The organism is Nocardiopsis sp. B62 (assembly GCF_018070675.1).
Classification (GTDB): domain Bacteria; phylum Actinomycetota; class Actinomycetes; order Streptosporangiales; family Streptosporangiaceae; genus Nocardiopsis; species Nocardiopsis prasina.
In genome coordinates, this window is the sequence record NZ_JAGPXK010000003.1 from 358,607 (window position 1) to 379,723 (window position 21,117).

General features: G+C 71.0%; 18 protein-coding genes and 2 pseudogenes. 15 read left to right on the forward strand and 5 right to left on the reverse strand.

Annotated features, from left to right (window positions below; all coding sequences use genetic code 11):
- Positions 1-17: 17 nt before the first annotated feature.
- From KBX21_RS05660 to KBX21_RS05690, 9 genes and pseudogenes are all read left to right on the forward strand, one after another.
- Positions 18-1,049, forward strand: a complete 1,032-nt coding sequence (locus tag KBX21_RS05660) for an ABC transporter ATP-binding protein (protein ID WP_049578728.1) — start codon at positions 18-20, stop codon at positions 1,047-1,049.
- Positions 1,046-2,107 (forward strand): ABC transporter substrate-binding protein, encoded by a 1,062-nt coding sequence (locus KBX21_RS05665; RefSeq protein WP_210841217.1) that lies wholly within the window; start codon positions 1,046-1,048, stop codon positions 2,105-2,107. Before KBX21_RS05660 ends, KBX21_RS05665 begins: the two co-directional genes overlap by 4 nt.
- A 29-nt stretch (positions 2,108-2,136) precedes the next feature.
- Entirely contained in the window at positions 2,137-3,087 is a 951-nt protein-coding gene (locus tag KBX21_RS05670; RefSeq protein ID WP_210841246.1) for a nucleoside hydrolase, read from the forward strand.
- A 61-nt stretch (positions 3,088-3,148) separates the two neighbouring features.
- A complete protein-coding gene (locus tag KBX21_RS05675; RefSeq protein WP_210841218.1) occupies positions 3,149-4,873 on the forward strand; it encodes an adenine deaminase C-terminal domain-containing protein in 1,725 nt (574 codons plus the stop codon).
- A gap of 9 nt (positions 4,874-4,882) precedes the next feature.
- Positions 4,883-6,163, forward strand: a complete 1,281-nt coding sequence (locus KBX21_RS05680; RefSeq protein WP_307869160.1) for a cytochrome P450 — start codon at positions 4,883-4,885, stop codon at positions 6,161-6,163.
- Between the two features lie 744 nt (positions 6,164-6,907).
- On the forward strand, positions 6,908-7,039 hold the full coding sequence (locus KBX21_RS26870) for a hypothetical protein (protein WP_255352581.1): 132 nt from the start codon (positions 6,908-6,910) through the stop codon (positions 7,037-7,039).
- Positions 7,039-8,178 carry a methyltransferase domain-containing protein gene (locus tag KBX21_RS05685; protein ID WP_049577462.1) on the forward strand — a complete coding sequence of 380 codons (1,140 nt, stop codon included), beginning with the start codon at positions 7,039-7,041 and terminating at the stop codon, positions 8,176-8,178. Before KBX21_RS26870 ends, KBX21_RS05685 begins: the two co-directional genes overlap by 1 nt.
- A gap of 126 nt (positions 8,179-8,304) precedes the next feature.
- Positions 8,305-8,568, forward strand: a pseudogene (locus tag KBX21_RS26500) (Scr1 family TA system antitoxin-like transcriptional regulator); the annotation flags it as partial.
- Entirely contained in the window at positions 8,565-8,744 is a 180-nt protein-coding gene (locus KBX21_RS05690; RefSeq protein WP_374225699.1) for a DUF397 domain-containing protein, read from the forward strand. The pseudogene KBX21_RS26500 and the gene KBX21_RS05690, both read left to right, overlap by 4 nt.
- Positions 8,745-8,833: 89 nt before the next feature.
- Here the strand turns inward: KBX21_RS05690 and KBX21_RS05695 are convergent.
- The 5 genes and pseudogenes from KBX21_RS05695 to KBX21_RS05715 form a co-directional block, all read right to left on the reverse strand.
- Positions 8,834-9,091: pseudogene (locus KBX21_RS05695) on the reverse strand (adenylate cyclase); the annotation flags it as partial.
- Between the two features lie 63 nt (positions 9,092-9,154).
- Positions 9,155-11,089 carry a substrate-binding domain-containing protein gene (locus KBX21_RS05700; protein WP_210841220.1) on the reverse strand — a complete coding sequence of 645 codons (1,935 nt, stop codon included), beginning with the start codon at positions 11,087-11,089 and terminating at the stop codon, positions 9,155-9,157.
- Entirely contained in the window at positions 11,079-12,611 is a 1,533-nt protein-coding gene (locus KBX21_RS05705; RefSeq protein WP_210841221.1) for a sugar ABC transporter ATP-binding protein, read from the reverse strand. Before KBX21_RS05705 ends, KBX21_RS05700 begins: the two co-directional genes overlap by 11 nt.
- Positions 12,604-13,632, reverse strand: a complete 1,029-nt coding sequence (locus KBX21_RS05710) for a LacI family DNA-binding transcriptional regulator (RefSeq protein WP_210841222.1) — start codon at positions 13,630-13,632, stop codon at positions 12,604-12,606. The genes KBX21_RS05705 and KBX21_RS05710 overlap by 8 nt, the downstream gene beginning before the upstream one ends.
- Before the next feature lie 889 nt (positions 13,633-14,521).
- On the reverse strand, positions 14,522-15,205 hold the full coding sequence (locus KBX21_RS05715) for a GntR family transcriptional regulator (RefSeq protein WP_210841223.1): 684 nt from the start codon (positions 15,203-15,205) through the stop codon (positions 14,522-14,524).
- A gap of 147 nt (positions 15,206-15,352) precedes the next feature.
- On the opposite strand from KBX21_RS05715, the gene KBX21_RS05720 reads away from it, so the two are divergent.
- The 6 genes from KBX21_RS05720 (at position 15,353) to KBX21_RS05745 (ending at position 21,019) form a co-directional block, all read left to right on the forward strand.
- Positions 15,353-16,537 (forward strand): CaiB/BaiF CoA-transferase family protein, encoded by a 1,185-nt coding sequence (locus tag KBX21_RS05720; RefSeq protein WP_049577487.1) that lies wholly within the window; start codon positions 15,353-15,355, stop codon positions 16,535-16,537.
- Positions 16,537-17,412, forward strand: a complete 876-nt coding sequence (locus tag KBX21_RS05725) for a CoA ester lyase (protein WP_049577490.1) — start codon at positions 16,537-16,539, stop codon at positions 17,410-17,412. Before KBX21_RS05720 ends, KBX21_RS05725 begins: the two co-directional genes overlap by 1 nt.
- Positions 17,413-17,803: 391 nt before the next feature.
- The gene (locus tag KBX21_RS05730; RefSeq protein ID WP_049577494.1) at positions 17,804-19,147 is read left to right on the forward strand and encodes a TRAP transporter large permease subunit; all 1,344 of its coding nucleotides are present in this window, start codon (positions 17,804-17,806) and stop codon (positions 19,145-19,147) included.
- Positions 19,148-19,207: 60 nt separating this feature from the next.
- A complete protein-coding gene (locus KBX21_RS05735; RefSeq protein ID WP_049577497.1) occupies positions 19,208-19,471 on the forward strand; it encodes a hypothetical protein in 264 nt (87 codons plus the stop codon).
- 138 nt (positions 19,472-19,609) lie between these two features.
- Complete coding sequence (locus KBX21_RS05740; protein WP_017545447.1) at positions 19,610-20,209, forward strand: RraA family protein; 600 nt, start codon at positions 19,610-19,612, stop codon at positions 20,207-20,209.
- A gap of 42 nt (positions 20,210-20,251) precedes the next feature.
- Entirely contained in the window at positions 20,252-21,019 is a 768-nt protein-coding gene (locus KBX21_RS05745; RefSeq protein ID WP_234004084.1) for an IclR family transcriptional regulator, read from the forward strand.
- Positions 21,020-21,117 lie beyond the last annotated feature (98 nt).

Here is a 21,117-nt window from a genome sequence, read left to right on the forward strand (position 1 = left end):
AAGAAGGAGACACACAGATGACACCCGTCGTCGAACTCGACCGCGTCAGCCACATCTTCGGTGCCCGGGGCGGCAAGGGCGGCACCACCGCCGTCGCCGACCTGGACCTGACCGTGCGCCAGGGGGAGTTCACCACCCTGCTCGGCCCGAGCGGCTGCGGCAAGACCACCACCCTGCGGATGATCGCCGGGTTCCTCCAGCCCAGCTCCGGGCGCATTCTCCTGGAGGGCGTGGACGCCACCCGCACACCGCCGGAGAAGCGCAACATCGGCATGGTCTTCCAGTCCTACGCGCTCTTCCCACACATGACGCTGCGCGACAACGTCGGCTACGGCCTGCGCACCCGCAAGGTGGCCTCGGACGAGGTCAGGCGGCGCGCGGAGGAGGCGCTCGACCTGGTCGGTCTCGCCCACCTGGCCGACCGCAAGCCCGCCGAACTCTCCGGCGGCCAGCAGCAGCGCGTGGCCCTGGCCCGCGCCGTGGCCATCCGCCCCTCCGTGCTGCTCCTGGACGAACCCCTGTCCAACCTCGACGCCCAGCTCCGGGTGCAGATGCGGCGCGAACTCCTGCGCGTGCAGCGCGAGACCGGCCTCACCGCCGTCCTGGTCACCCACGACCAGGACGAGGCGCTGGAACTGTCCGACACGATGGTCATCCTCAACGAGGGCCGCCTGGAACAGCAGGGCTCGCCCCGGGACGTCTTCCCGCGTCCCGCCAACCGGTTCGTCGCCGAGTTCCTGGGATACGACAACTTCCCCGAGGTGCCGGGGCACGGGCCGGTCACCGTCCGGCCCGAACACGTGCGGCTGCTCTCCGGCGACGCTCGCGAGGAGTCCGGCGAGACCGGCCTGGACGGCACCGTCGGCGAGGTCACCTTCCAGGGCAGCAACTGCCTGGTCGAGGCGGCCATCAACGGGGCCGAGGGCCCGGGTTCGGTGCTGCGCGTCCTGCACCCCAGCGACGACCTGCGCCCCGGTGACCCCGTCCGCATCGCCCTGCCCCACCGCCACCTGGTGGAGCTGCCCGCCCGTGAGGTGACGACCGGATGAACCGACCCGCACGCAGGGCGCGGATGACCGCCGTCCTCGCCGGGGCGCTGGCCCTGGCCACCGTGACCGCTTCCTGCGCACCCGTCCGCGAGGACGACCCCGGCACCCTGGTGGTGAGCACCTTCGCCTTCGCCACCGAGGAGTTCACCCAGGTCGTCGCCGAGCCCTTCGAAGCCGAGACCGGTATCCGGGTGGTCCTGGACACCGGGAACAACGCCGGGCGGCTCACCAAACTGAGGATCAACTCCGAGCGGCCCGACACCGACGTCGTCCTGATCTCCGACTACTACGCGCAGATCGGCAAGGACATGGGGCTGTTCGCCCCGGTCAGCAGCGAGGACGTGCCCAACCTCGACGCCGTCCAGCCCTGGGCCGTGGACCCCGACGGGTACGGGCCCGCCTACACCTTCCAGCTCCTCGGCCTCATGTACCGGACCGACATGGTGGACGAGGCGCCCGAGTCCTGGGACGACCTCTGGGCGGAGCCCGAGGGCGGCTACGCGCTGCCCGACATCTCCGTGTCGGCGGGCCCGATGTTCGTCCTGGCCGCAGGGGAGCACTTCGGGTCCGGGCCCTCCGACGCCGATGCCGGGTTCGAGGCGCTGGCCGAGATCGGCCCCGACGCGCTCCAGTTCTACACCGGCTCCACCGAGCTCACCAGCCTGCTGGAACGCGGCGAGATCGCCATGGCGCCCGGCCTCGACAACTTCGCCATGGGTTCGGTGGAGGCCGGCCAGCCCGTCGGCTTCGCCGCCCCCGAAGAGGGAAGGGTGATGACCGCCAACACCGTGCAGGTGGTGGAGGGAGCCCCCAACCCGGCCGGGGCACTGGCCTTCACCGACTTCCTGCTGCGTCCCGAGATCCAGGAGGGCATGGCCGAGGCCCTCTACGACAAGCCCGTGGCGCTGGGGGCCGAACCCACCCCGCTCATGGAACAGGTCTCCCGGGAGGCGGCCTTGGACCCGGTCGCCAGCGGCTACCACCAGGGCGACCTCGAACTGCTCGCGAACGAGCGCTCCGCCTGGCTGGACCGCTTCACCGAGGAGGTCGCCAAGTGAGCGACGACCCCGTCAACGGAGGAGGACCGGTGCCCGCACCCGTCGTGATCGACTGCGACCCCGGGGTCGACGACGCCGTCGCCCTGCTGCTGGCCCTGGCCTCACCGCTCCTGGACGTGCGCGGGGTGACCACCGTCGCGGGCAACGTCTCGCTCGCCGATGTGAACCGCAACGCCGCCCACGTGCTCGACCTCGCCGGGGCACCGACCGAACTCCCGCTGGTCTCCGGGCTGGCCGGGCCGATCGCCCGCACCTCACGGATCCGGGACGAACCCATGCACGGAGCCGGGGGACTGGGCGGACTGGTGCCGGACTCCCCGCCCCGGCCCCTGACCCCCGGCCACGCCGTGGACTGGCTCGCGGAACGCGCCCTGGAGTCCCCGGGCGAACTGACCCTCGTGGCGATCGGCCCGTTGTCCAACGTCGCGGCCATGCTCGCCCGCCACCCCGAGGCCGGTCCGGCGTTCAGGGAGATCGTCATCATGGGCGGGGCCGCCTTCGCCCAGGGCAACGTCACCCCGGCGGCGGAGTTCAACTTCCACGCCGACCCCGAGGCGGCCCGCTACGTCCTTGAGTCCGGCCTGCCGGTGCGGATCGTGGGGCTGGACGTCACCCGCGCCGCGCTGTACCCGCTCTCCGAGGCCGAACACCTGGCCACCCTGCCCGGCACCGCCGGGATCGCCGGAGAACTCCTGCGCGCCTACGCCGTGCGCTACCTGGAACGGTTCGGTGTCCCGGCCGTCCCCGTGCACGACGCCCTGGCCGTCGCGGCCGTCAGCCATCCCGACCTCATCGGCTGGGAGGAGGGCAGCGCGTCCGTGGAGTGCTCCGGTGAACTCACCCGGGGAGCCCTCGTCGCCGACGTGCGCACACCCGACCGAACTCGCAACGTACGCGTGGGCCGTACCGTCGACGCCGACGCGTTCTCCGCCCTGCTCACCGAGGGCATCGCCCGCCACCGCACGCGCCCCACCGCCTGAACCGGGCACGCACCAGCCCCCTGAACCAGGCACCCGCCCACTCGAAGGGAACCCGACACCGATGTCCCACGCCCAGCTCAGCGCAGACCTGCTCATCCAAGGCGGGGAGGTCGTCTCCGTGCACACCGGCCAGGTGTGGCGGGCCGACGTCGCCGTGAGCGGTGATCGCGTTCGCGCGGTGCTGCCCCCGGGGACGCCGGTGCGGGCCGAACGGACCCTCGACGCCACCGGGCTCGTCGTCGCGCCCGGCTACGTGGACGCCCACATGCACATCGAGAGCTCGCTGCTGGCACCGGCCGAGTTCGCCCGGGTCACGCTGGCGCGCGGCACCACGACCGTGCTCGCCGACGCCCACGAGATCGTCAACGTCGCCGGACGCGACGGGCAGGCCTGGATGATCGAACAGGGCGGCGACACGGCGCAGTCCATGCGCTGGGCGGTGCCCTCGTGCGTGCCCGCGCTGGACGGGTTCGAGACCGCCGGAGCGCGGCTCGACCACACCGACATCGCGCAGATGCTGGAGTGGGAGGGCGTCACCACGCTCGGCGAGGTGATGGACTACCGGGCGGTGGTCAACGGCGACGCTCGCATGCACGCCATCATCGACGCGGCCCGGCGCCGGGGTGTGCGCCTGGACGGGCACTGCCCCAACCTCTCCGGCGCGGAACTGGGGGAGTACCTGTGGGCCGGGATCGACTCCGACCACTGCAAGAACACCGCCGAGGTCGCCGTGGAGAAGGCCCGCCTGGGCATGCTGCTCATGCTCCAGGAGAAGTGCCTGACCCCTGAGGTGGTCCGCGCCCTCCTGGACCTGCCCCACCTGCCTGACTTCTGCCTGGTCACCGACGACATCGTCGTGGACGCCATCGTGACCACCGGCCACCTGGACCGGGTGGGTTCGGTGGCGCTGGAACGCGGTCTGCCCCCGCTGGCGGTGCTGCGCGCGCTCACCCTCCAGCCCGCCCGCAGGCTCGGCCTGGACGACCGGGGGACCGTCACCCCCGGCAAGCGCGCCGACCTCGTGCTGCTGCGCTCGCTCACCGAACTCACCCCCGTCGTGACCATCGCGGGAGGGGAGGTGGTGGGTCGCGACGGCGCCCCGGTCGACGGCCCCGGCCCCGCACCGGAGCACGGGTTCGGTGCGACCGTCCGGATTGACGCCCCTCGCGCCGAGACCGCGCGCTGGAGGGTCGACCTGCCCGACGGAGAACACGCCTTCCGCGCGATGCGGGTGAACGGCGTGGACACCTACACCGAACCCGACGAGGTGGTGCTCCCGGTCCGCGACGGGGTGGTCGACTGGCAGGGCCGCACCGCCGTGGTGGCCGTGTTCGAACGCCACACCGGGCACGGCGGGGTGTCCTTCGCCCCGGTCGTCGGACAGGACCTCGGGGCGGGCGCGTTCGCCACGACCTACGCCCACGACAGCCACAACCTCACCGTGGTCGCCACCACCGAGGACGCCCTGCTCACCGCCACCGCCGACGTGGTGTCCTGGGGCGGAGGCATGCGGCTGGTCCGCGAGGACGGGCCGGGCGCCGGTCTGCCCCTGCCCATCGGCGGGGTCATGTCGGAGCGGCCCGCGGACGAGGTGGCCGAGGCCTCCCGCAGGCTCCGCGCCGAGCTGGCCGCCTGGGGATGGGACAACCGCAACGCCTTCATGAGCCTGTCCACCCTCACCCTGGCGGTTTCACCGAGCGTGAAGATCACCGACCGCGGGCTGGTGCGCGTGGTGGACCGGGCCTGGGAACCGGCCACTGTTGTCAGGGCGACCCCGGCGACGTAGAACGAGGGTGTGGGACCGGCCGCGCCCAGCGGCCGGACCGCCACCTTCACCGCAGGAGGCCGCCATCACACCCCCCGAATCCGGCTGTCCGTACCGTTTACGCCCCGACGGCACCGCCTTCCACGAAGAGGTCGCCGAACTCCGCCAACGCGAGGCCGCCGTTCGCGTGGAGCTCCCCGGAAACTGGTCGCCTGGGCGATCACCCGACACGACCTCCTCCGGGAACTGCTGAGCGATCCGAGGGTCTCCCGGGACTTCCGCGCGCACTGGCCCGACCACGACCAGGTCGGACACGACTGGCCACTGGCCGCCCTGGTCTTCCTGGAGAGCTTCATCAACCGCTACGGGGAGGAACACCGGAGGCTGCGCCGTAAGGTCACCCCCGCCTTCACCCCCGGCCGTATCCGCCTGATGGAGGACACCGTCCGCGATCGGGCCCGCTTGTTGGTCGCGGACATCGCCGCCACCGAACCCGGCCAGGAGGTGGACCTGCGCGCGGCCCTGGCCCGCCCGCTCACCATGTGGGTGATCAGCGAACTCTTCGGTGTCCCCGAGGAGCTGCGGGATCGGCTCGGCACGGCGATGGACGCGGGCGTCGACACCACGGCCGAGCCTGAAGCCGTCCTGGCCCAGCAGTTGGAGCTGTTGACCTGTCTGGAGCTGCTCGCCGAGCACAAGCGCGCCCATCCCGCAGCGGACCTCACCGGGGACCTGGTCGCCCCGGAGGTCGGTGAGCCGCTGCCCCACGCGGACCTGATCGGCACGCTCCTCCTCATGATCGGAGCCGGGTACGAGACCACCGTCAACCTCATCGCCAACTCGGTGCACTCGCTGCTGGCGCACCCCGAGTACCGTGACCGCCTGGTCGACGGCTCGCTGGCGGCCGACGAGGTGGTGGAGGAATCGTTGCGCTTGGACCCGCCCGCCAAGTACGTGCCGCTGCGCTACGCGGTGGAGGACATCGACGTCGAAGGGGTTCTGATCCGCAAGGGCGAACCCATCCTGGTCGCCTTCGGCGCCCCCGGCCGGGACCCGGAGCTGAATCCGGACCGCCCGGAGGTCTTCGACCCGGACCGCGAGTCCAAGGTGCACCTGTCCTTCGGCCACGGAGCGCACTTCTGCGTGGGCGCCCACCTGGGCCGCATGGAGGCCCGGGTCGCCCTGGAGGAGCTGTTCACGGCCCTGCCGGGGCTCGCCCTCACGGAGCAGGGACGGGACCGGGCCCCGATACCGTCGCTGCTGATCAACGGCCCGCTCCACGTCCCGGCGGTTCCCCACCCGACCTCCTGACCCGGGCCGCGTGCGAGTTCCGGTGGCGATCGCAGTGCGCAGATGTGCGGTCGCCACCGGGTGCGCCAGCCTCCCGGATACCGGCTCTCCAGGAGCAGCCAACGTCTCCCGTACGTCCCTGCACCTGTCGCGGTGACTCCGCGCCGGTTGGCTCCTCACACCACTCGCACCAGCCCCTCTACTCCGCGGCGCGAGCAGTTTCGAGCCATCCGCTCACGTGCTGCCCCGACCCGTCCACGCTCGTGCTGAACTCGGGCGGACTCGTCTGCTGGGGAGATGGGGAGACCGAACCCATGACCTCCTGGAGCAGCGAAGCCCGCGCGGGTGCCGATGACGCCTGGCTCGCCGACGTCGCCAAGCGGATCAGGGACGCCAAACCCTGGCGGGTCCTTCCGGGGCCCGATGAGCCTTGTGTCCCAGAACCTCACTTCCCCGGGAAGTTCTGCGGTTCCTCGCGGGGGCAACGTGGGTCGCGATGTCAGTGGCGCCGGTCACGGTCTCCGTGGGGAGGAGCGGTCCGCAACGTCCACGACGCCAGAAAGCCTCCACCACAATGCTCCCTGGTCCGGCACGTGATCGACTCCCTGAGTGGATAACAGGATGGCGTATTCACCTCCGTTCACTGTCGCTCCCAGGGCGCCGGTTTCTCCCGCCGGTACACGCGTTCCGCTTTCTCACGTTCCGGCTGCTCTCTAGTCTGATTCTGCCGACATAAGCGATAACCCCCCACATCTGGAGCAGCCCGTGTTCATCACCGCCGTGCGCGGCAAGCACGACGACAACCCCACCTCCGATGGGCACAAGCCGCCGATCCCTTCGCTCACCCCCGATGACGGGGGCTTTGGCTGCGGCAAGCACGAGGGGGGCGACAAGTAGTGCTTCCCGAACACGAAAAGCTGATCGCCCGCCTCGTGCGGGCGGGCGACCTGTCCCCGCACTGGCGCACCGCGTTCGAGAAAGTCGAGCGACACCGTTTCCTCCCGGACCGGATCACCAGTCTGAACGGCGCCACCGTGGACCGGCTTCGGGACGAGGCCCGGTGGTTCGAGCTGGCCTATGACGACATCCCGGTCGTCACCCAGACAGACGACGGCGCCGAGGGCGGCTCCGGGTATCCGACCAGCTCCGCTTCACAACCGTCGATCGTCGCCGACATGCTTCGCCGCCTGGACGTCTTCCCGGGTATGCGCGCCCTGGAGATCGGAACCGGCACGGGGTACAACGCGGCCCTCCTGTCGCACCTGCTCGGTGACGGCGAGGTGACCAGCATCGAGGTGGACGCGGAGCTGGCCGAGCTGGCCCGGATCCGGTTGATGTCGGCCGGGTTCACCCCGCTGGTGGTCACCGGTGACGGAACCCAGGGCTGGCCTGCCCGCGCCCCCTATGACCGGGTGATCTGTACCGCCGCCGTGCAACGCGTCCCCTACCACTGGGTCGCCCAGACCTGTCCTGGCGGGAGGATACTCACCCCTTGGGGCAACGCCTTCCACAACGGGGTCCTCGCGGAACTCCGGGTGGGATCACATGGCACGGCGCACGGGCGCTTCGGGGGTGGCGTGGTGTTCATGTGGGTGCGTGACCAGCGCGTGCCGAGGAGCGTCGTCGAGACCTACGTCCACCCCGAGGAGCAGGGGTTCGAGACCAGCCGAACGGAACTGCACCCGTACGAGCCGATCAACGACTTCGACGCGAGGTTCGCCATCGGGCTGCGCATGCCCACCGTGCTGAACCGGGTCGAGTTCGCGGAGGCAGGGGATGGACGGTTCACGGTCTACCTGGTCGACCCCGACACCGCCTCCTGGGCGTCCTGGCACATCGACCCGGAACAGCGGGGGACCGGCTATGAGGTCCGTCAGCACGGTTCACGGGAGCTGTTCGCCGAGCTGGAGTCCGCCTACCGGTGGTGGCGACGGGAGGGTCGCCCCGGACACGCCCGGTTCGGCCTCACGGTGTCCGCCCAGCACCAACGGATCTGGCTGGACGAAGAATCCAATCTGGTCGCCTCCGCAGCCTGACGCTGATGCCTGAGACACGGTGGTGGCCGTCCCGGGCTGGGGCGGCCACCACCGTGCTTGACCGACGGAGTCACCAGAGTTCGAGGACCGGGGGCAGGAGGCGGGCGAGGGTCTGGGCGTCGGGGACCCAATGTAGACCTGCAAGTCCTGCCGTTTGCAGCAGGTGCGCACAACGCGCTGATCGCTCCGTTCAGCATCCTGGAGTTCCCAGAGCCGCTCGATCTACCGATCGTCTTCATCGGAACTGCGACTGGTGGCCTCTTCCTTGAGGAGGGCATTGAGGTTGAGCAGCACTCTGTTACCTTCAGCGATGTGCAGGGGTCAGCGCTCAGCACGGCGCGGTCGGCGAAGTTCATCACGAACTTCATGCAATCCCTAGAGAGCGAATGATGATCCACGAGTTGGTGTTCCGTAAGAGCAGCTACAGCGGCCAAGATCAGAACTGCGTCGAGGTGGCTGAGCTGCCCTGCGGTGCCGCTGTTCGGGATTCGAAGAACCCCGAGAAGGGCCACTTCCCCTTCCCCGCCGTTGAGTGGTCCGCCTTCCTCGGTACCGCCCGCTCGTAGCGGCGCGACCGCTCCCGCCCAGACCTCCCGCCTCGGCTGAAACCCGGGCCTTGCTGCTGGCCCAAGGGGGTAGGCAGCACGGCCCGGGTTCACCCCTCCTCGAAGCGCGGCTCCGTCACTGCCGCTAGGTCGATTCCATAACGGCCGTAGACCTTGGTGGTGTTCGCGCCCCTCAGGTCCGCCTCCGTGTATCCGAGCAGGGCCGCCGCCACCCGCACCACCTCGGCTCGGCTGCTCGCCTCGATCTCCAGGTACGCCGGGATGCGCGGCCAGGAGCCGATCTCCAGCTGAGCGCAGTCCAGAGTGAAGCTGTGCCTGCGGTTCTCCTGGTACGCCTTGGGTACGTGAAAGGGCCCGGGGCGCATGCCCCGGGCCCCACCTCATGCCGTCACGCAGCAGTGCTCACCTGGTCAGGAGAAGTCCTCGACGTTCTCCTCGGTGACCACCTCGACGGGGACCATCACGGTCTCCTCCAGGGCCTCACCGTTGGCGGCGGCGATGGCGTTGCGCACCGCAGTCCTGCCGAGCTCGGCGGGCTGCTGGGCGATCGAGGCGTGCAGCACGCCGTCCGCCACCGCTTCCAGACCCTCGGGGGTGCCGTCGAAGCCGATCACCACGGCCTCCTCGCCGCGCGAGGACAACGCCGCAGCCGCGCCCAGGGCCATCTCGTCGTTCTCCGCGAACACACCGTCGATGTCCCCGTTGCCCTGCAACATGTTGGTCATCACGTCGAGTCCCTTGGAGCGGTCGAAGTCGGCGGTCTGCTCCGCCACCACCTCGATGTCCGGGAACTCCGCGATGCCCTCCTCGAATCCGGCTCCGCGCTCACGGCTGGCGGAGGTGCCCGGGGTGCCCTGGAGGACCACGATCCGGCCCTCCTCACCGAGCGCCTCGGCCATGGCCTGCGCAGCCAAACGCCCGCCCTCGACGTTGTCGGAGGCCACCAGGGTCGCGACCTCGGCGTCGGTCACCCCACGGTCGGCCGCGATCACGGGGATGTCGGCGTTGTTGGCGCCTCCCACCGGGGGACCGGCGGCGTCGGAGTCCACCGGGTTGACCACCATGGCGTCCACACCGGTGCTGATGAAGTTCTGGATCTGGTCCGCCTGCTGGGAGGCGTCGTCCTGGGCGTCAGTGACCACCAGGTTCACTCCGGCCTCGTCGGCCTCGGCCTGGGCGCCGTCCCTCATCTGGATGAAGAACGGGTTGTTGAGCGTGGACACCGACATGCCCACGCGGGGACCGTCGGAGGAGGAGTTGGGGACCAGGAAGGACAGCGCGCCCACCACCACGGCGGTGACCGCGGCCGCGATCGCGAGCTGGATCCCGCGTCGGCCCCTGCTCACCGAAGCTCCGGCCCCGGTGCCGCCGCCAGCACCACCGGAACGGCGGCGCAGAGTGTCGAACAGGACCGCCAGGGCGATGACCACACCGATCACGACCTGCTGCCAGAACGCGGAGACCGACAGGAGGTTCAGCCCGTTGCGCAGCACCGCGAGGATGAGCGCACCGATCAGCGTGCCGAAGGCCGTCCCGACGCCACCGGCCAGGCTGGCACCGCCGATGACCACGGCGGCGATGGCGTCCAGCTCGTACCCCTGCGCGGCCTGCGGCTGCGCGGAGGCCAGACGGGAGGCCAGGATGACACCGGCCACCGCGGCGAACAGGCCCGAGAGCGCGTAGATGCCCAGCTTCTGGCGCTTGACCCGGATACCGGACAGGCGCGCCGCCTCCTCGTTGCCGCCGATCGCGTACATCGCGCGGCCCGTGAAGGTACGGCGCAGGATGACGGCGGTGACCAGGCCCATCACGACCATGATCAGCACCGGCACGGGCAGCCATCCACCGATCGAACCGCCCAGGGCGGCCACGGAGTCGGGCAGTGCGATGGGGCTTCCCTCGGAGATCACCAGGGACAGACCGCGCCCCACGGAGAGCATCGCCAGGGTGGCGATGAACGGCGGGAGCTTGCCGTAGGCGATCAACGCACCGTTGACCAGACCGCACGCGGTACCCGTGGCGGCTGCCAACGGCAGTGCCAACCAGACCGGGACCCCCTCGACCGTCGCCAGGAACGCCAGCACCGTCGCGGACAGCGCCGCGACCGAACCCACGGACAGGTCGATCCCGCCCGCGATGATCACGAAGGTCACGCCGAAGGCCAGGACCGCGATCACGGCCGCCTGGACACCCACGTTGAGCAGGTTCTGCGCGGTGAGGAAGTCGCCGGACAGCAGCGACATGACCACGACCAGGACGGCCAGGGCGGTCAGCGCGCCGTTCTCCAACAGGAAACGCCGCAGGGCGGGCCAGACGCCGCCGGTCTTCTCTGTGTCAGTGGCCATGGGGGCCCTCCACTCCGTTCTCTTCTGTTCGGGGCGCGGCGGCCAGAGCCAGGGACATCACGGCGTCCTGCGTGGCGTCCTCGGCGGTCAGCTCCCCGGTGATGCGGCCCTGGGCCATGACAAGGACGCGGTCGCTCATGCCCAGCACCTCGGGGAGGTCACTGGAGATCATCAGCACCGCGTGCCCGGAGGCGGTCAGTTCGTTGACCAGGCGGTAGATCTCGACCTTGGCGCCGGCGTCCACGCCGCGTGTGGGCTCGTCGAGGATCAGCACCTTGGAGTCGGCCAGCAGCCACTTGCCGATGACGACCTTCTGCTGGTTGCCGCCGGACAGGGTGCGCACGTGCTGGTCGATGCCGGACATGCGGACTCCGAGCTCACCGGCGATCCGTCGGGCGGAGGCCCGCTGCCCCGAGCGGTCCACGAACCCCGCCCGACTGGTCGGACCGAGGGTGACCAGGCCCAGGTTCTCCTCCACGGAGGCGTCCAGAACCAGGCCCTGACCCTTGCGGTCCTCGGGGACCAGGCCGAGCCCGGCCCGCATGGCGGCGTTGACGTCCCCGCCGGACAGCGAGCGGCCGAGCACCTCGACCACGCCCGCGTCGTAGGGGTCGGCGCCGAACACCGAGCGCGCGACCTCCGTGCGGCCCGCGCCCACGAGCCCGGCGAGCCCGACGACCTCGCCCGCGTGTACGTCGAGGTCCACGTCCTGGAAGTGACCGTTCCGGGTCAGCCCGCGCACCCGGAGCAGCGGCTCGCCGGGCTCGGGGCGCTCGCGCGGGTACTGTTCCTCGATGCTGCGCCCCACCATCAGGCGCACCAGCTCGTCCTCGGGGGTGTCGGCGCCCACGTGGGCCACCGAACGGCCGTCGCGCAGGACCGTCACGCGGTCGGCGAGCGCGGCGATCTCCTCCAGGTGGTGCGTGATGAAGACGATTCCCACGCCCTCGTCGCGCAGGCGCCCGGCGATCTCGAAGAGCCGCTCGACCTCCCCCGTGGTGAGCACGGCGGTGGGCTCGTCCATGATGAGGACCCGCGCCTCCAGGCTCAGCGCCTTGGCGATCTCCACCATCTGGAGCTGGGCGATGCCCAGACCGCGCACCTTGGCGCGCGGGGAGACGTTCACGCCCACCCGGTCCAGCAGCAGCGCCGCCTCGGCCTCCATCCGCCTGTGGTCGATGAGCCCGAACCGGCGGGGCTGACGCCCCAGGAAGATGTTCTCGGCCACCGTGACGTCGGGGACCAGGTTGAACTCCTGGTAGATGGTGGCGATACCCAGGCGCGCGGCGTCCTGGGCGTCGCGGATGACGACCTCGTCGCCGTCCACGAGAAGGCGGCCCCGGTCGGGTCGGTGCGCACCGGAGAGCACCTTGATGAGGGTGCTCTTCCCGGCTCCGTTCTCGCCGAGCAGGGCGTGGACCTCGCCTCGGCGGAGGTCGAAGCCGACGTCGTCGAGGGCCACCACCCCCGGAAAGGCCTTGCGTACGCCCTCGATGCGCAGCAGTTCGTGCGGGCTACTCACGTGCGGCTCCTCCTGTCTGGGGTGGAGTGGCGGGCTCGCCGCAGGAGCGGCGGACGACCAGGTGGGCGGGCAGGACGGTCGAGGTGGCCGGTTCGCCCGCGATGAGCGCGGCCAGGGCCCGTACCGCGACCCGCCCCAGTTCGGCGGTGGGCTGGGAGATCGTGGTGATCGGCGGGTCGGTGTGGGAGAACCACGGGATGTCGTCGAAGGCGGCCAGCCCGATGTCGTCCGGCACGCGCAGGCCCCGCGCGGAGATCGCGTCGAGGGCGCCCAGCGCCATGAGGTTGTCGGTGGCGAAGACGACGTCCGGGGGTTCGGGCAGGTCGAGGAAGCGTTCGGTGGCCAGGCGCCCGCTCTCGGCCTGGAAGTCGCCCCGGCCCACGTAGGCCTCCGGGAGCGGGAGGCCGTGCCCGGCCAGGGCCTCGCGGAAGGCGTCGAGGCGTTCGCGGCCGGTGGTGGTGGCGGCCGGGCCCGTGATGACGGCGATCCTGCGGCGGCCCAGTGCGAACAGGTGGTCGACCAGGTCGCGGATGGCGTTCCTGCCGTCCGCGCGCACCACGGGGGCGTCGGCACCGGGGATCCAGCGGTCCACGAAGACCACGGGGGTGGGACCGGCGGCGGCTTCGAGCGTGGTGGGGGAGTGGCCGTCCGCGGGGGAGACCAGCAGCCCGTCGATGCGCCGCTCCAGCAGACCCCGGACGTGGTGGTCCTCCAGGTCGGCCCGTTCGTCGGCGTTGCCGATGATCACGCTGTACCCCAGGGCGCGGGCCTCCTCCTCCACGGCCCGGGCGAGCTCGGTGAAGTAGGGGTTGAGGACGTCGCTGATGACCAGGCCGATGGTGCCGGTCCGGTCGGTGCGCAGGGAACGCGCCACGACGTTGGGCCGGTAGCCCAGGGCGTCGACGGCCGCGAGGACCTTCTGCCGGGCGCCGTCGCTGACGGACGGGTGCCCGTTCAGGGCCCGGGAAACGGTGGCCACGGACAGCCCCGACGTGGCGGCGACGTCCTTGATGCTCACCACCCCGGACCACCGACCCTGCTGTGTTCCGGGGTGTGGCCACCGGGGCTGACGACCCGCATGGAAACGATTACATGTGTGATCACGAAGACATGATGCGTCATGAGCACAGGAATTCACAAGTCAGGGTCGGCTGGCACCAGTGCGTACCGGCTCGCAACGCCCGTGAGCGGGGCGGTGCTGACCTGTGTGCACGGGTCTCACATGAGGGATCCCTCGGCCGCCCGAGGGTGCTGAACTGGTCAGACGGCGACCCGGGCGGGCATCAGGGGTGCCGGTGCAGGTGCGCGCTCCATGGGAGGGTCGCGCGGCCCGAAGCTCCGTTCCGCCGAACGGGCGGGACGGTGGAGTGTTCACGATCGGGTGGTCGTCGCGTGCCCCGCGTGTTCCATGCCGATCTCCCTCGTTCGTCCGTTGGGACCGCGACGGCTGGGGCACTGCTGCGCCTGGAGCCGTGTTCGTTGGGTCGGCCTCGCTCGCCGTCCGGCGGGGGCGGCGGTGATTGGAGCACTGTTGCGACGAGTGGGCCGGGGGAACCGAGTTCCTCGGGGCTGGCCCTCACTCGCTCATTGTGCGGCTAGGGGGCACGGCGACGGCCCGGAGCTCCGTTCCGCCGAACGGGCGGGGCGGTGGTGGCTTCATCGGGCCACTCGCTCGTCGTGCGGCGAGTACTGCGACGGTCCGAGCGCCGTTGCCCTGAGTGGGGGCGTGTTCGTAGGGGGCGACCCTCGCCCGTTCGTTCGGCGAGGACCGCGACGGCTGGGGCACTGTTGCGCCGGGTGGGCCGGGGCACCATGTTCCTTGGGTGCCCTTGCTCCTCGTCCCGCCGGGGACGACCCAGGTGCTCGTGGCGGCGGCTCCGCCACCGGCGCGAGCCTGTGAAGAGCGCTCCCTAGTGGGCCTCGTCCTCTCCGGGGGAGGCCAGGATGTGCTCGGCCATGAGGCGTTCGGCCTCGGCCCCGTCGCCCTGCGCGAAGGCCTTGAGCATGCGCGCGTGCGCGTCGAGGTACAGGCTGGCCTTGAGCGGGTCCTTCCAGCGCGAGACGGTCTCCAGGATGGGGTTGTTGCGCCGGAGCGAGCGGACGTGACCGCTCAGGAAGGCGGGGCCGCCGACGTCGGCGACCATCTGGTGGAACAGGCGGCTGTCCCGGGCCAGGTCCTGCGAGTCGGCCGTGTCGCGTGCGGCGACCATGCGGTCGTGGACCTCGGTCAGCTCGGTGAGCTGGGCGGCGGTGATCCGCTGGGCCGCGAGCCGCGCGCTCAGACCCTCCACCGACGCGCGCAGGAGCCGGAGTTCCTCGGCCGCCTCGACACCGAGCCCGGAGACGGTGGCGCCGTGGTGCGCGCGGTAGGTCACCAGCCCGTCGCTCTCCAGACGGCGCAGTGCCTCGCGCACGGGGGTGATGGAGACCCCCAGGCGGGTGGCGACCTCGTCCTGGTTGACGGAGGCGCCGGGGGGATGGACCCCGTTCACGATCTCGTGCCGCAGCGTCTCGTGTACGTACTCGGCCTTGCTCGTCGGGGGACGCCCGGTACGCGGGAGCCCCGCTGTCTCCCCGCTACCAGAGGCGGACAAGAGCGGACCTCCCCGTCGACACGATGTTCATGGAACCAAGCTTAGAGGTCCGGTGCCGCTGTCCCGCCGGGGCTGGCGGGGTCTCGGGGGGTGGGATTCCTCGCCCACCCCCTTGCGTGTGTTCATATATCTTATAAGTTGTTTGCTATGAGATCACTGGGCAACTTGAAGGTCGTCGACGCGGCCACGCTCTTCGCCGGTCCGATGGCCGCGACCTACCTGGGCGACTTCGGGGCCGACGTCGTCAAGGTCGAGCACCCCCGGCGGGGCGATCCCGCCCGGGGGCACGGGCCCACCAAGGACGGCGTCGGGCTCTGGTGGAAGATGCTGGCCCGCAACAAGCGCACGACCACCCTCGACCTTTCCCAGCCGGAGGGGCAGGAGGTCGCCCTCCGCCTGCTGGACGAGGCCGACGTCCTCATCGAGAACTTCCGGCCCGGCACCCTCGAACGCTGGAACCTGTCCCCCGAGACGCTCCTCGAGCGCAACCCCCGGCTCATCATCGCCCGCGTCACCGGATTCGGGCAGAAGGGGCCGATGGCCCACCGCCCCGGGTTCGGGACGCTCGCCGAGGCCATGAGCGGTTTCGCCTCCATGACGGGGCAGCCGGACGGTCCGCCCACGCTCCCGCCCCTGGCCCTGGCCGACGGGATCGCGGCGCTCGCCGTGGCCTACGCCGTCATGGTCGCCGTGCACAACCGCGAGGAGACCGGCAGGGGCCAGGTGATCGACCTGGCCATCATCGAGCCGATCCTCACGGTCCTGGGCCCGCAGCTCACGGCCTACCACGCGACCGGGGCGATCCCGGAGCGGACCGGCAACCGGTCCACCAGCAACGCCCCCCGCAACACCTACCGCACCCGGGACGGCCGCTGGCTGGCGATCTCGACCAGCGCCCAGTCCATCGCCGAGCGCGTGATGCGCCTGGTCGGCCGGGAGGACCTCGTGGACGAGCCCTGGTTCGCGTCCGGCCGCACCCGCTACGAGCACGCCGACGAACTCGACGAGGCCGTCGGCTCGTGGATCGCCGAGCGCGACGCGGACGAGGTGATCGAGGAGTTCGACCGCGCCCAGGCGGCCATCGCGCCCATCTACGACGCGTCCGACATCGCCACCGACCCGCAGTACCAGGCCCTGGAGACGATCGTGCACGTCCCGGACGACGAACTCGGGAGCGTGGCGATCCAGAACGTGCCCTTCCGTCTGTCCGAGAGCCCCGGCGAGATCCGGTGGGTCGGACCGCCCAAGGGCCGCCACACCGACGAGGTCCTGGCCGAGCTCGGCTACTCCGAGGAGGCCCGGGCCGGGCTGCGTGAAGCGGGGGTCATCTGATGAGCGGCACCCAGGCGCCACTGGTCACGTGGCTCTACGTACCGGGTGACCGGCCCGAGCGCTTCGCCAAGGCGGTCGCCTCCGGGGCGGACGCCGTCATCCTCGACCTGGAGGACGCGGTCCTGCCCTCGGCGAAGGAGGCTGCCCGGCGCAACGTGCGGGCCTTCCTGGAGGAGCGCGGCGCGGCCGCCGCCGATGACGGGGTGCGGGTGCACGTCCGGATCAACGCCCCGCACAGCGAGTGGGCCGCGCTCGACGCCGCCGCCGTGGCGGCCGGGGGAGCGGACGGGGTGCGGGTGCCCAAGATCGAGTCGGCGCGGGACGTCGACCACGTCGTCGACGCGGTCGGCGAGGGCGTGCCCGTGGACTGCCTCCTGGAGTCGGCGCTGGGCGTGGAGAACGCCCCGGAGATCGCGGCGCACCCCGCCGTGCGCTCGTTGGCCCTGGGCGAGGCGGACCTGACCGCCGAGCTGGGTCTTCGCGGAGACGAGGCCTTCTCCTGGCTGCGGACCCGCATCGTCGTCGCCTCGGCCGCCGCCGGACTGGCCGCTCCGGGGATGGCCGCCTACATCGACGTCCAGGACACCGAGGGCCTGTACCGCTCCTGCCTGCGCGGGCGCGACGGCGGACTCTTCGGCCGCTCGGCGATCCACCCGCGGCAGGTCCCGGTGATCCGGCGCGCCTTCACCCCCTCCGAGGAGGAGGTGTCCCGCGCCCGCCAGATCGCGGAGGCGGCCGAGGGCGCTTCCGCGGAGTCGGTCCGGGGCGGCGGCGCGATCGCCCTGCCCGACGGCCGCTTCATCGACGCCCCGGTGGTGGCCGCGGCCCTGCGCACGCTGGCCCTGGCCGAGAGCATCGCCGAACGGTCGGACTGAGGTCCGGCCCCCGTTCCCTGAGGCGGGAGGGCGGTTTCCCGTCCCGCCTCAGGGCCCGAGCGACCCCGCGCCGACGAACGGAGCGCCGCGGGGCGCCCGCCACGCGTGCCTTGGGCAAGCCCTCGGCCGTGTGCGCGGTGTGACCGCTTCATTGCAGGTCAGAAGATTTCTGGTGAGCGGTTGACGTCCGACGTAACCTGGGACACACTTCACACAGCGAACTTACACTTCACTGATTGAAACGTTGTTTCGTCCAGGTGAAAAGTGTCGACTATGTGGGCGAGGACGACCTCCCCACCGGGCCGACCGTTCGGCTCCACCGAACGGTCACGCGCCACCCGCGGCGTACTCCGCGCCGCCGTTCCCTGATCACCGAGCCCGGGAGTCTCCCATGCCCTCTGCACTCTTGGCCCTGGCCGCCTTCATCGCGGTCATCATCGTCTGGAGCGCCGTCTTCAAGAGGAACATGGGCGAGGCCATGTTCCTCGGCTTCATCGCCACCTGCCTGTTCGCGGGCAGGGACTTCTTCGGAGCGATGGTCTCCGGCCTCGTGAACACCACCTCGAACGAGGTCATCTACGCCGCGCTGGCCTTCGTGTTCATGGCCTACATGATCGAGCGCACCGGCCTCATCAACAAGATTCTCGACATCCTCAACGCGGCCCTGGGGCGTCTGCGCGGCGGACCCGCCTACGTGGACGTCGTCGCCTCCGGCGTGATGGGGGCGCTCTCGGGGTCCAACTCCGGCAACGTCGCCTCCACCGGTTCGGTCACCGGTCCGTGGATGGTGCGCAACGGCTTCAGCCGTGCGCGCGCGGCCACGATCCTGGCGGGCAACGGCGGCATGGGCGCCGCCCTGCCGCCCAGCTCCTCCATGGTGATCATGCTCGGCTTCGCTGGCGCCGCTGTCTCGACCGGGGACATCTACCTCGCTCTGCTGGTCACGGGCCTCTATCAGGTCCTGCACCGCCTCGTGATGGCCTTCGTCTTCGTCCGTGTGGACGGCGTTCGGGTCGCCGAGGACGAGGCCCGTCTGCCGCTCGGCCGGGTGTGGAGAACAGGGTGGCCCGCCACCCTCATCTACCTCGGCGCCCTCATTCCCATCGCGGTGACCACCGGCCCGCTCTCGGACTACCTTGGCTCGCCGGACCGGCTCGGGGACGCTCTCGGCGACATCTCCCTGATCACCTGGATCCCGATCCTGATCATCCTCATCGCGGCCATCGTCGGCCGCCGCGAGCTGCCGGGGAACGCGCGCCAGTGGTACGACTTCGTTCTCGCCGCGATGCCGCGCCTGGGCACCATCGGCGCGCTGCTGATCTTCGCGATGGCCGCCAGCGGTGTGCTCGCGGACCTCGGCTTGGCCGAGGACGTCGAGCAGGTGCTGGGCTACTTCAACGCCGGGCCCGTCCTCATGGTGGCGCTGACCGTCTTCCTGGTCGCGGTCGTCTCCATCCCGCTGACCTCCACCGCCGCCCTCACCGCCGTGGGCCAGGTGTCCTTCCTCAGCCTCGTCGCCGTCGGTGTGGACCCGGTGATCGCGCTGGTCGTGCCGCTGGTGGCCGCCTCGACCGAGGGATCCTCCCCGCCCTCCGCTCCGATCTTCATCGCCTCGGGGATCGTGCAGGTCAAGGCGGAGAAGACCTTCGTGCCGCTGATCCTGTTCTACCTCGTGCCGATCATCCTCCTGGCCTGCTTCGTGGGCTGGGGGATCCTGCCCATCTTCGTCGTCTGATCCACCGCGGTCCGGGGCGGGCGGCACGGCGCCGCCCGCCCGAACAGAAAGGGGCACCTGATGTCCGAACGCAAACAGTCGGCGCGCCACATCGCACTGAGCATCCTCCGGGTCCTCTTCGTCGCGACGTTCGCCGGGTTCTTCCTCGTCGCGATCCTCATGGTGCTGGGGCAGCTGCTGGGCACCATCCTGTCGCTGCCCGGGCTCGTCAGCGCGGCTTCGGAGTACCTGCTGGTCCCCTCGGTGACCCTGGCCTCCACCTTCGGTGTCGTCGCGTTCCTGGCCTCCTACCTCCAGACGGACGACCAGGAGACCGCGGCCTGAGCGAACGGCTACCGTCCGTCGTCGAGGTGGAACCAGCCGTCGCAGACAATTTCATGCATTGACAACTTACTTCGCTAGGTGAAATGTTGGCTGTGTCGCCGAGCGAACACGGCGGCACGCGCCCTCGAAAGGAACCCCATGACGGGACAGACGACACCCCTCCCCGAAGACCTCCACCGACGCCTGGGCTCGCTGCCCGCGGCCAACGTCGGTGACGTGCTCGACCGCCTGTACGTGGCCGAGTCCGCCATCTCCTCCGTCTGGAAGGGCGCGAAGGTGGTGGGACCGGCCTTCACCGTGATGACCGCCGGGGGCGACAACAAGCACATCCACGAGGCCATCGACGCCGCGGCGCCCGGTGACGTCCTCGTGATCGACGGCCAGGCGGCCACGCACCGGGCCCTGCTCGGCGACCTCATGGGCAGGCGCGCCAAGGCACGCGGTCTCGCCGGGTTCGTGGTGGACGGCGCCATCCGTGACGCCGACGACCTGGGCGCCATCGGCTTCCCCACCTGGGCGCGCGCCGTCACCCCGGCCGGTCCCTACCGCAACGGCCCCGGCCTGCTCCAGGTCCCGGTCTCCGTGGGCCGTGTCGTGGTCAACCCCGGCGACGTGATCGTGGGTGACGACGACGGAGTCACCGTCATCCCCAGGAACCGCCTGGAGGAGATCGTGGCCGCCGCCGAGAACAAGCGGGCCAGCGAGGAGGAGGCCCGGGCCAGGATCGCCGCCCTGTAGCATTTGCGGGACATCCAGCTCCATAGTCTGAGGGGTTCCGCAGTGGCCGCAGAGTCGTCGGGCCAGCCCACGGTGCGCAGTGTGGAGCGTGCCCTGGACGTCCTGGAAGCCCTGGAACGCAGCGACACCCCGCTGCGCCTGGTGGACCTGTGCCGCCTGGTGGACCTCCACCCGGCCACCGTGCTCCGGTCGCTGGCGGTACTCCAGCGCAGGGGCCTCGTGGTCACGGAGAACCAGACCTACCGCCTGGGTGTGGCCGTGCTGCGCATGGCCCACGGGTTCCTGGTCAACGACCAGCTCACCCAGCGGGCCCGTCCCGTCATGCAGAGCCTGACCTCGGTCACCGGACTGACCTCCTCCCTGTACGTGCGCAGCGGATTCGAGCGCGTGCTCGCCGTGCGGGTCGACGGCAGTCCCCAACTCCACTACCAGGTTCCGATCGGCCGCTGGTTCCCCCTCTACGTGGGATCCGGCAAGGTCATCGCGGCCCACCTGCCCAAGGACGAGCGGGAGGCCGTGGTGGCGATGTCGGAGGGGTGTGTCAACGCCTCCGGGGAGCCGCTCGACCCCGAACGCGTGCGCAGGGAACTGGACGACATCGACAGGGACGGCCACAGCCTGACCATCGGTGAGCGCGACGTCGCCGTCGCCGCCGCGGCGGTGGCCGTCACCGGCCCGAGCGGTGAGGTGCTCGCCGCCCTCTCCCTGTCCGGCCCCTCCGAACACACCTCACAGGACCGCCTGCGCCAGGCCGTCCCCGAACTCCGAAGAGCAGCCTCCGCCCTCAGCGGGCGGCACCCGCACTCGTGATCCGGCCCAGCGCCTGACCCCTCACCGGGAACGCCGCCCGCCGGACCACGGCGGAGCGGCGACCGGACGGAGCGGGCACCCGTGTGCCGCACCGGACC

What these genes read in the sequence shown, in the direction of transcription:
- KBX21_RS05660 (WP_049578728.1), top strand. Translation starts at nt 18, where the DNA reads ATGACACCCGTCGTCGAACTCGACCGCGTCAGCCACATCTTCGGTGCC.
- KBX21_RS05665 (WP_210841217.1), top strand. Translation starts at nt 1,046, where the DNA reads ATGAACCGACCCGCACGCAGGGCGCGGATGACCGCCGTCCTCGCCGGG.
- KBX21_RS05675 (WP_210841218.1), top strand. Translation starts at nt 3,149, where the DNA reads ATGTCCCACGCCCAGCTCAGCGCAGACCTGCTCATCCAAGGCGGGGAG.
- KBX21_RS05690 (WP_374225699.1), top strand. Translation starts at nt 8,565, where the DNA reads ATGATGATCCACGAGTTGGTGTTCCGTAAGAGCAGCTACAGCGGCCAA.
- KBX21_RS05700 (WP_210841220.1), bottom strand. Translation starts at nt 11,089, where the DNA reads ATGGCCACTGACACAGAGAAGACCGGCGGCGTCTGGCCCGCCCTGCGG.
- KBX21_RS05720 (WP_049577487.1), top strand. Translation starts at nt 15,353, where the DNA reads ATGAGATCACTGGGCAACTTGAAGGTCGTCGACGCGGCCACGCTCTTC.
- KBX21_RS05725 (WP_049577490.1), top strand. Translation starts at nt 16,537, where the DNA reads ATGAGCGGCACCCAGGCGCCACTGGTCACGTGGCTCTACGTACCGGGT.
- KBX21_RS05730 (WP_049577494.1), top strand. Translation starts at nt 17,804, where the DNA reads ATGCCCTCTGCACTCTTGGCCCTGGCCGCCTTCATCGCGGTCATCATC.
- KBX21_RS05735 (WP_049577497.1), top strand. Translation starts at nt 19,208, where the DNA reads ATGTCCGAACGCAAACAGTCGGCGCGCCACATCGCACTGAGCATCCTC.
- KBX21_RS05740 (WP_017545447.1), top strand. Translation starts at nt 19,610, where the DNA reads ATGACGGGACAGACGACACCCCTCCCCGAAGACCTCCACCGACGCCTG.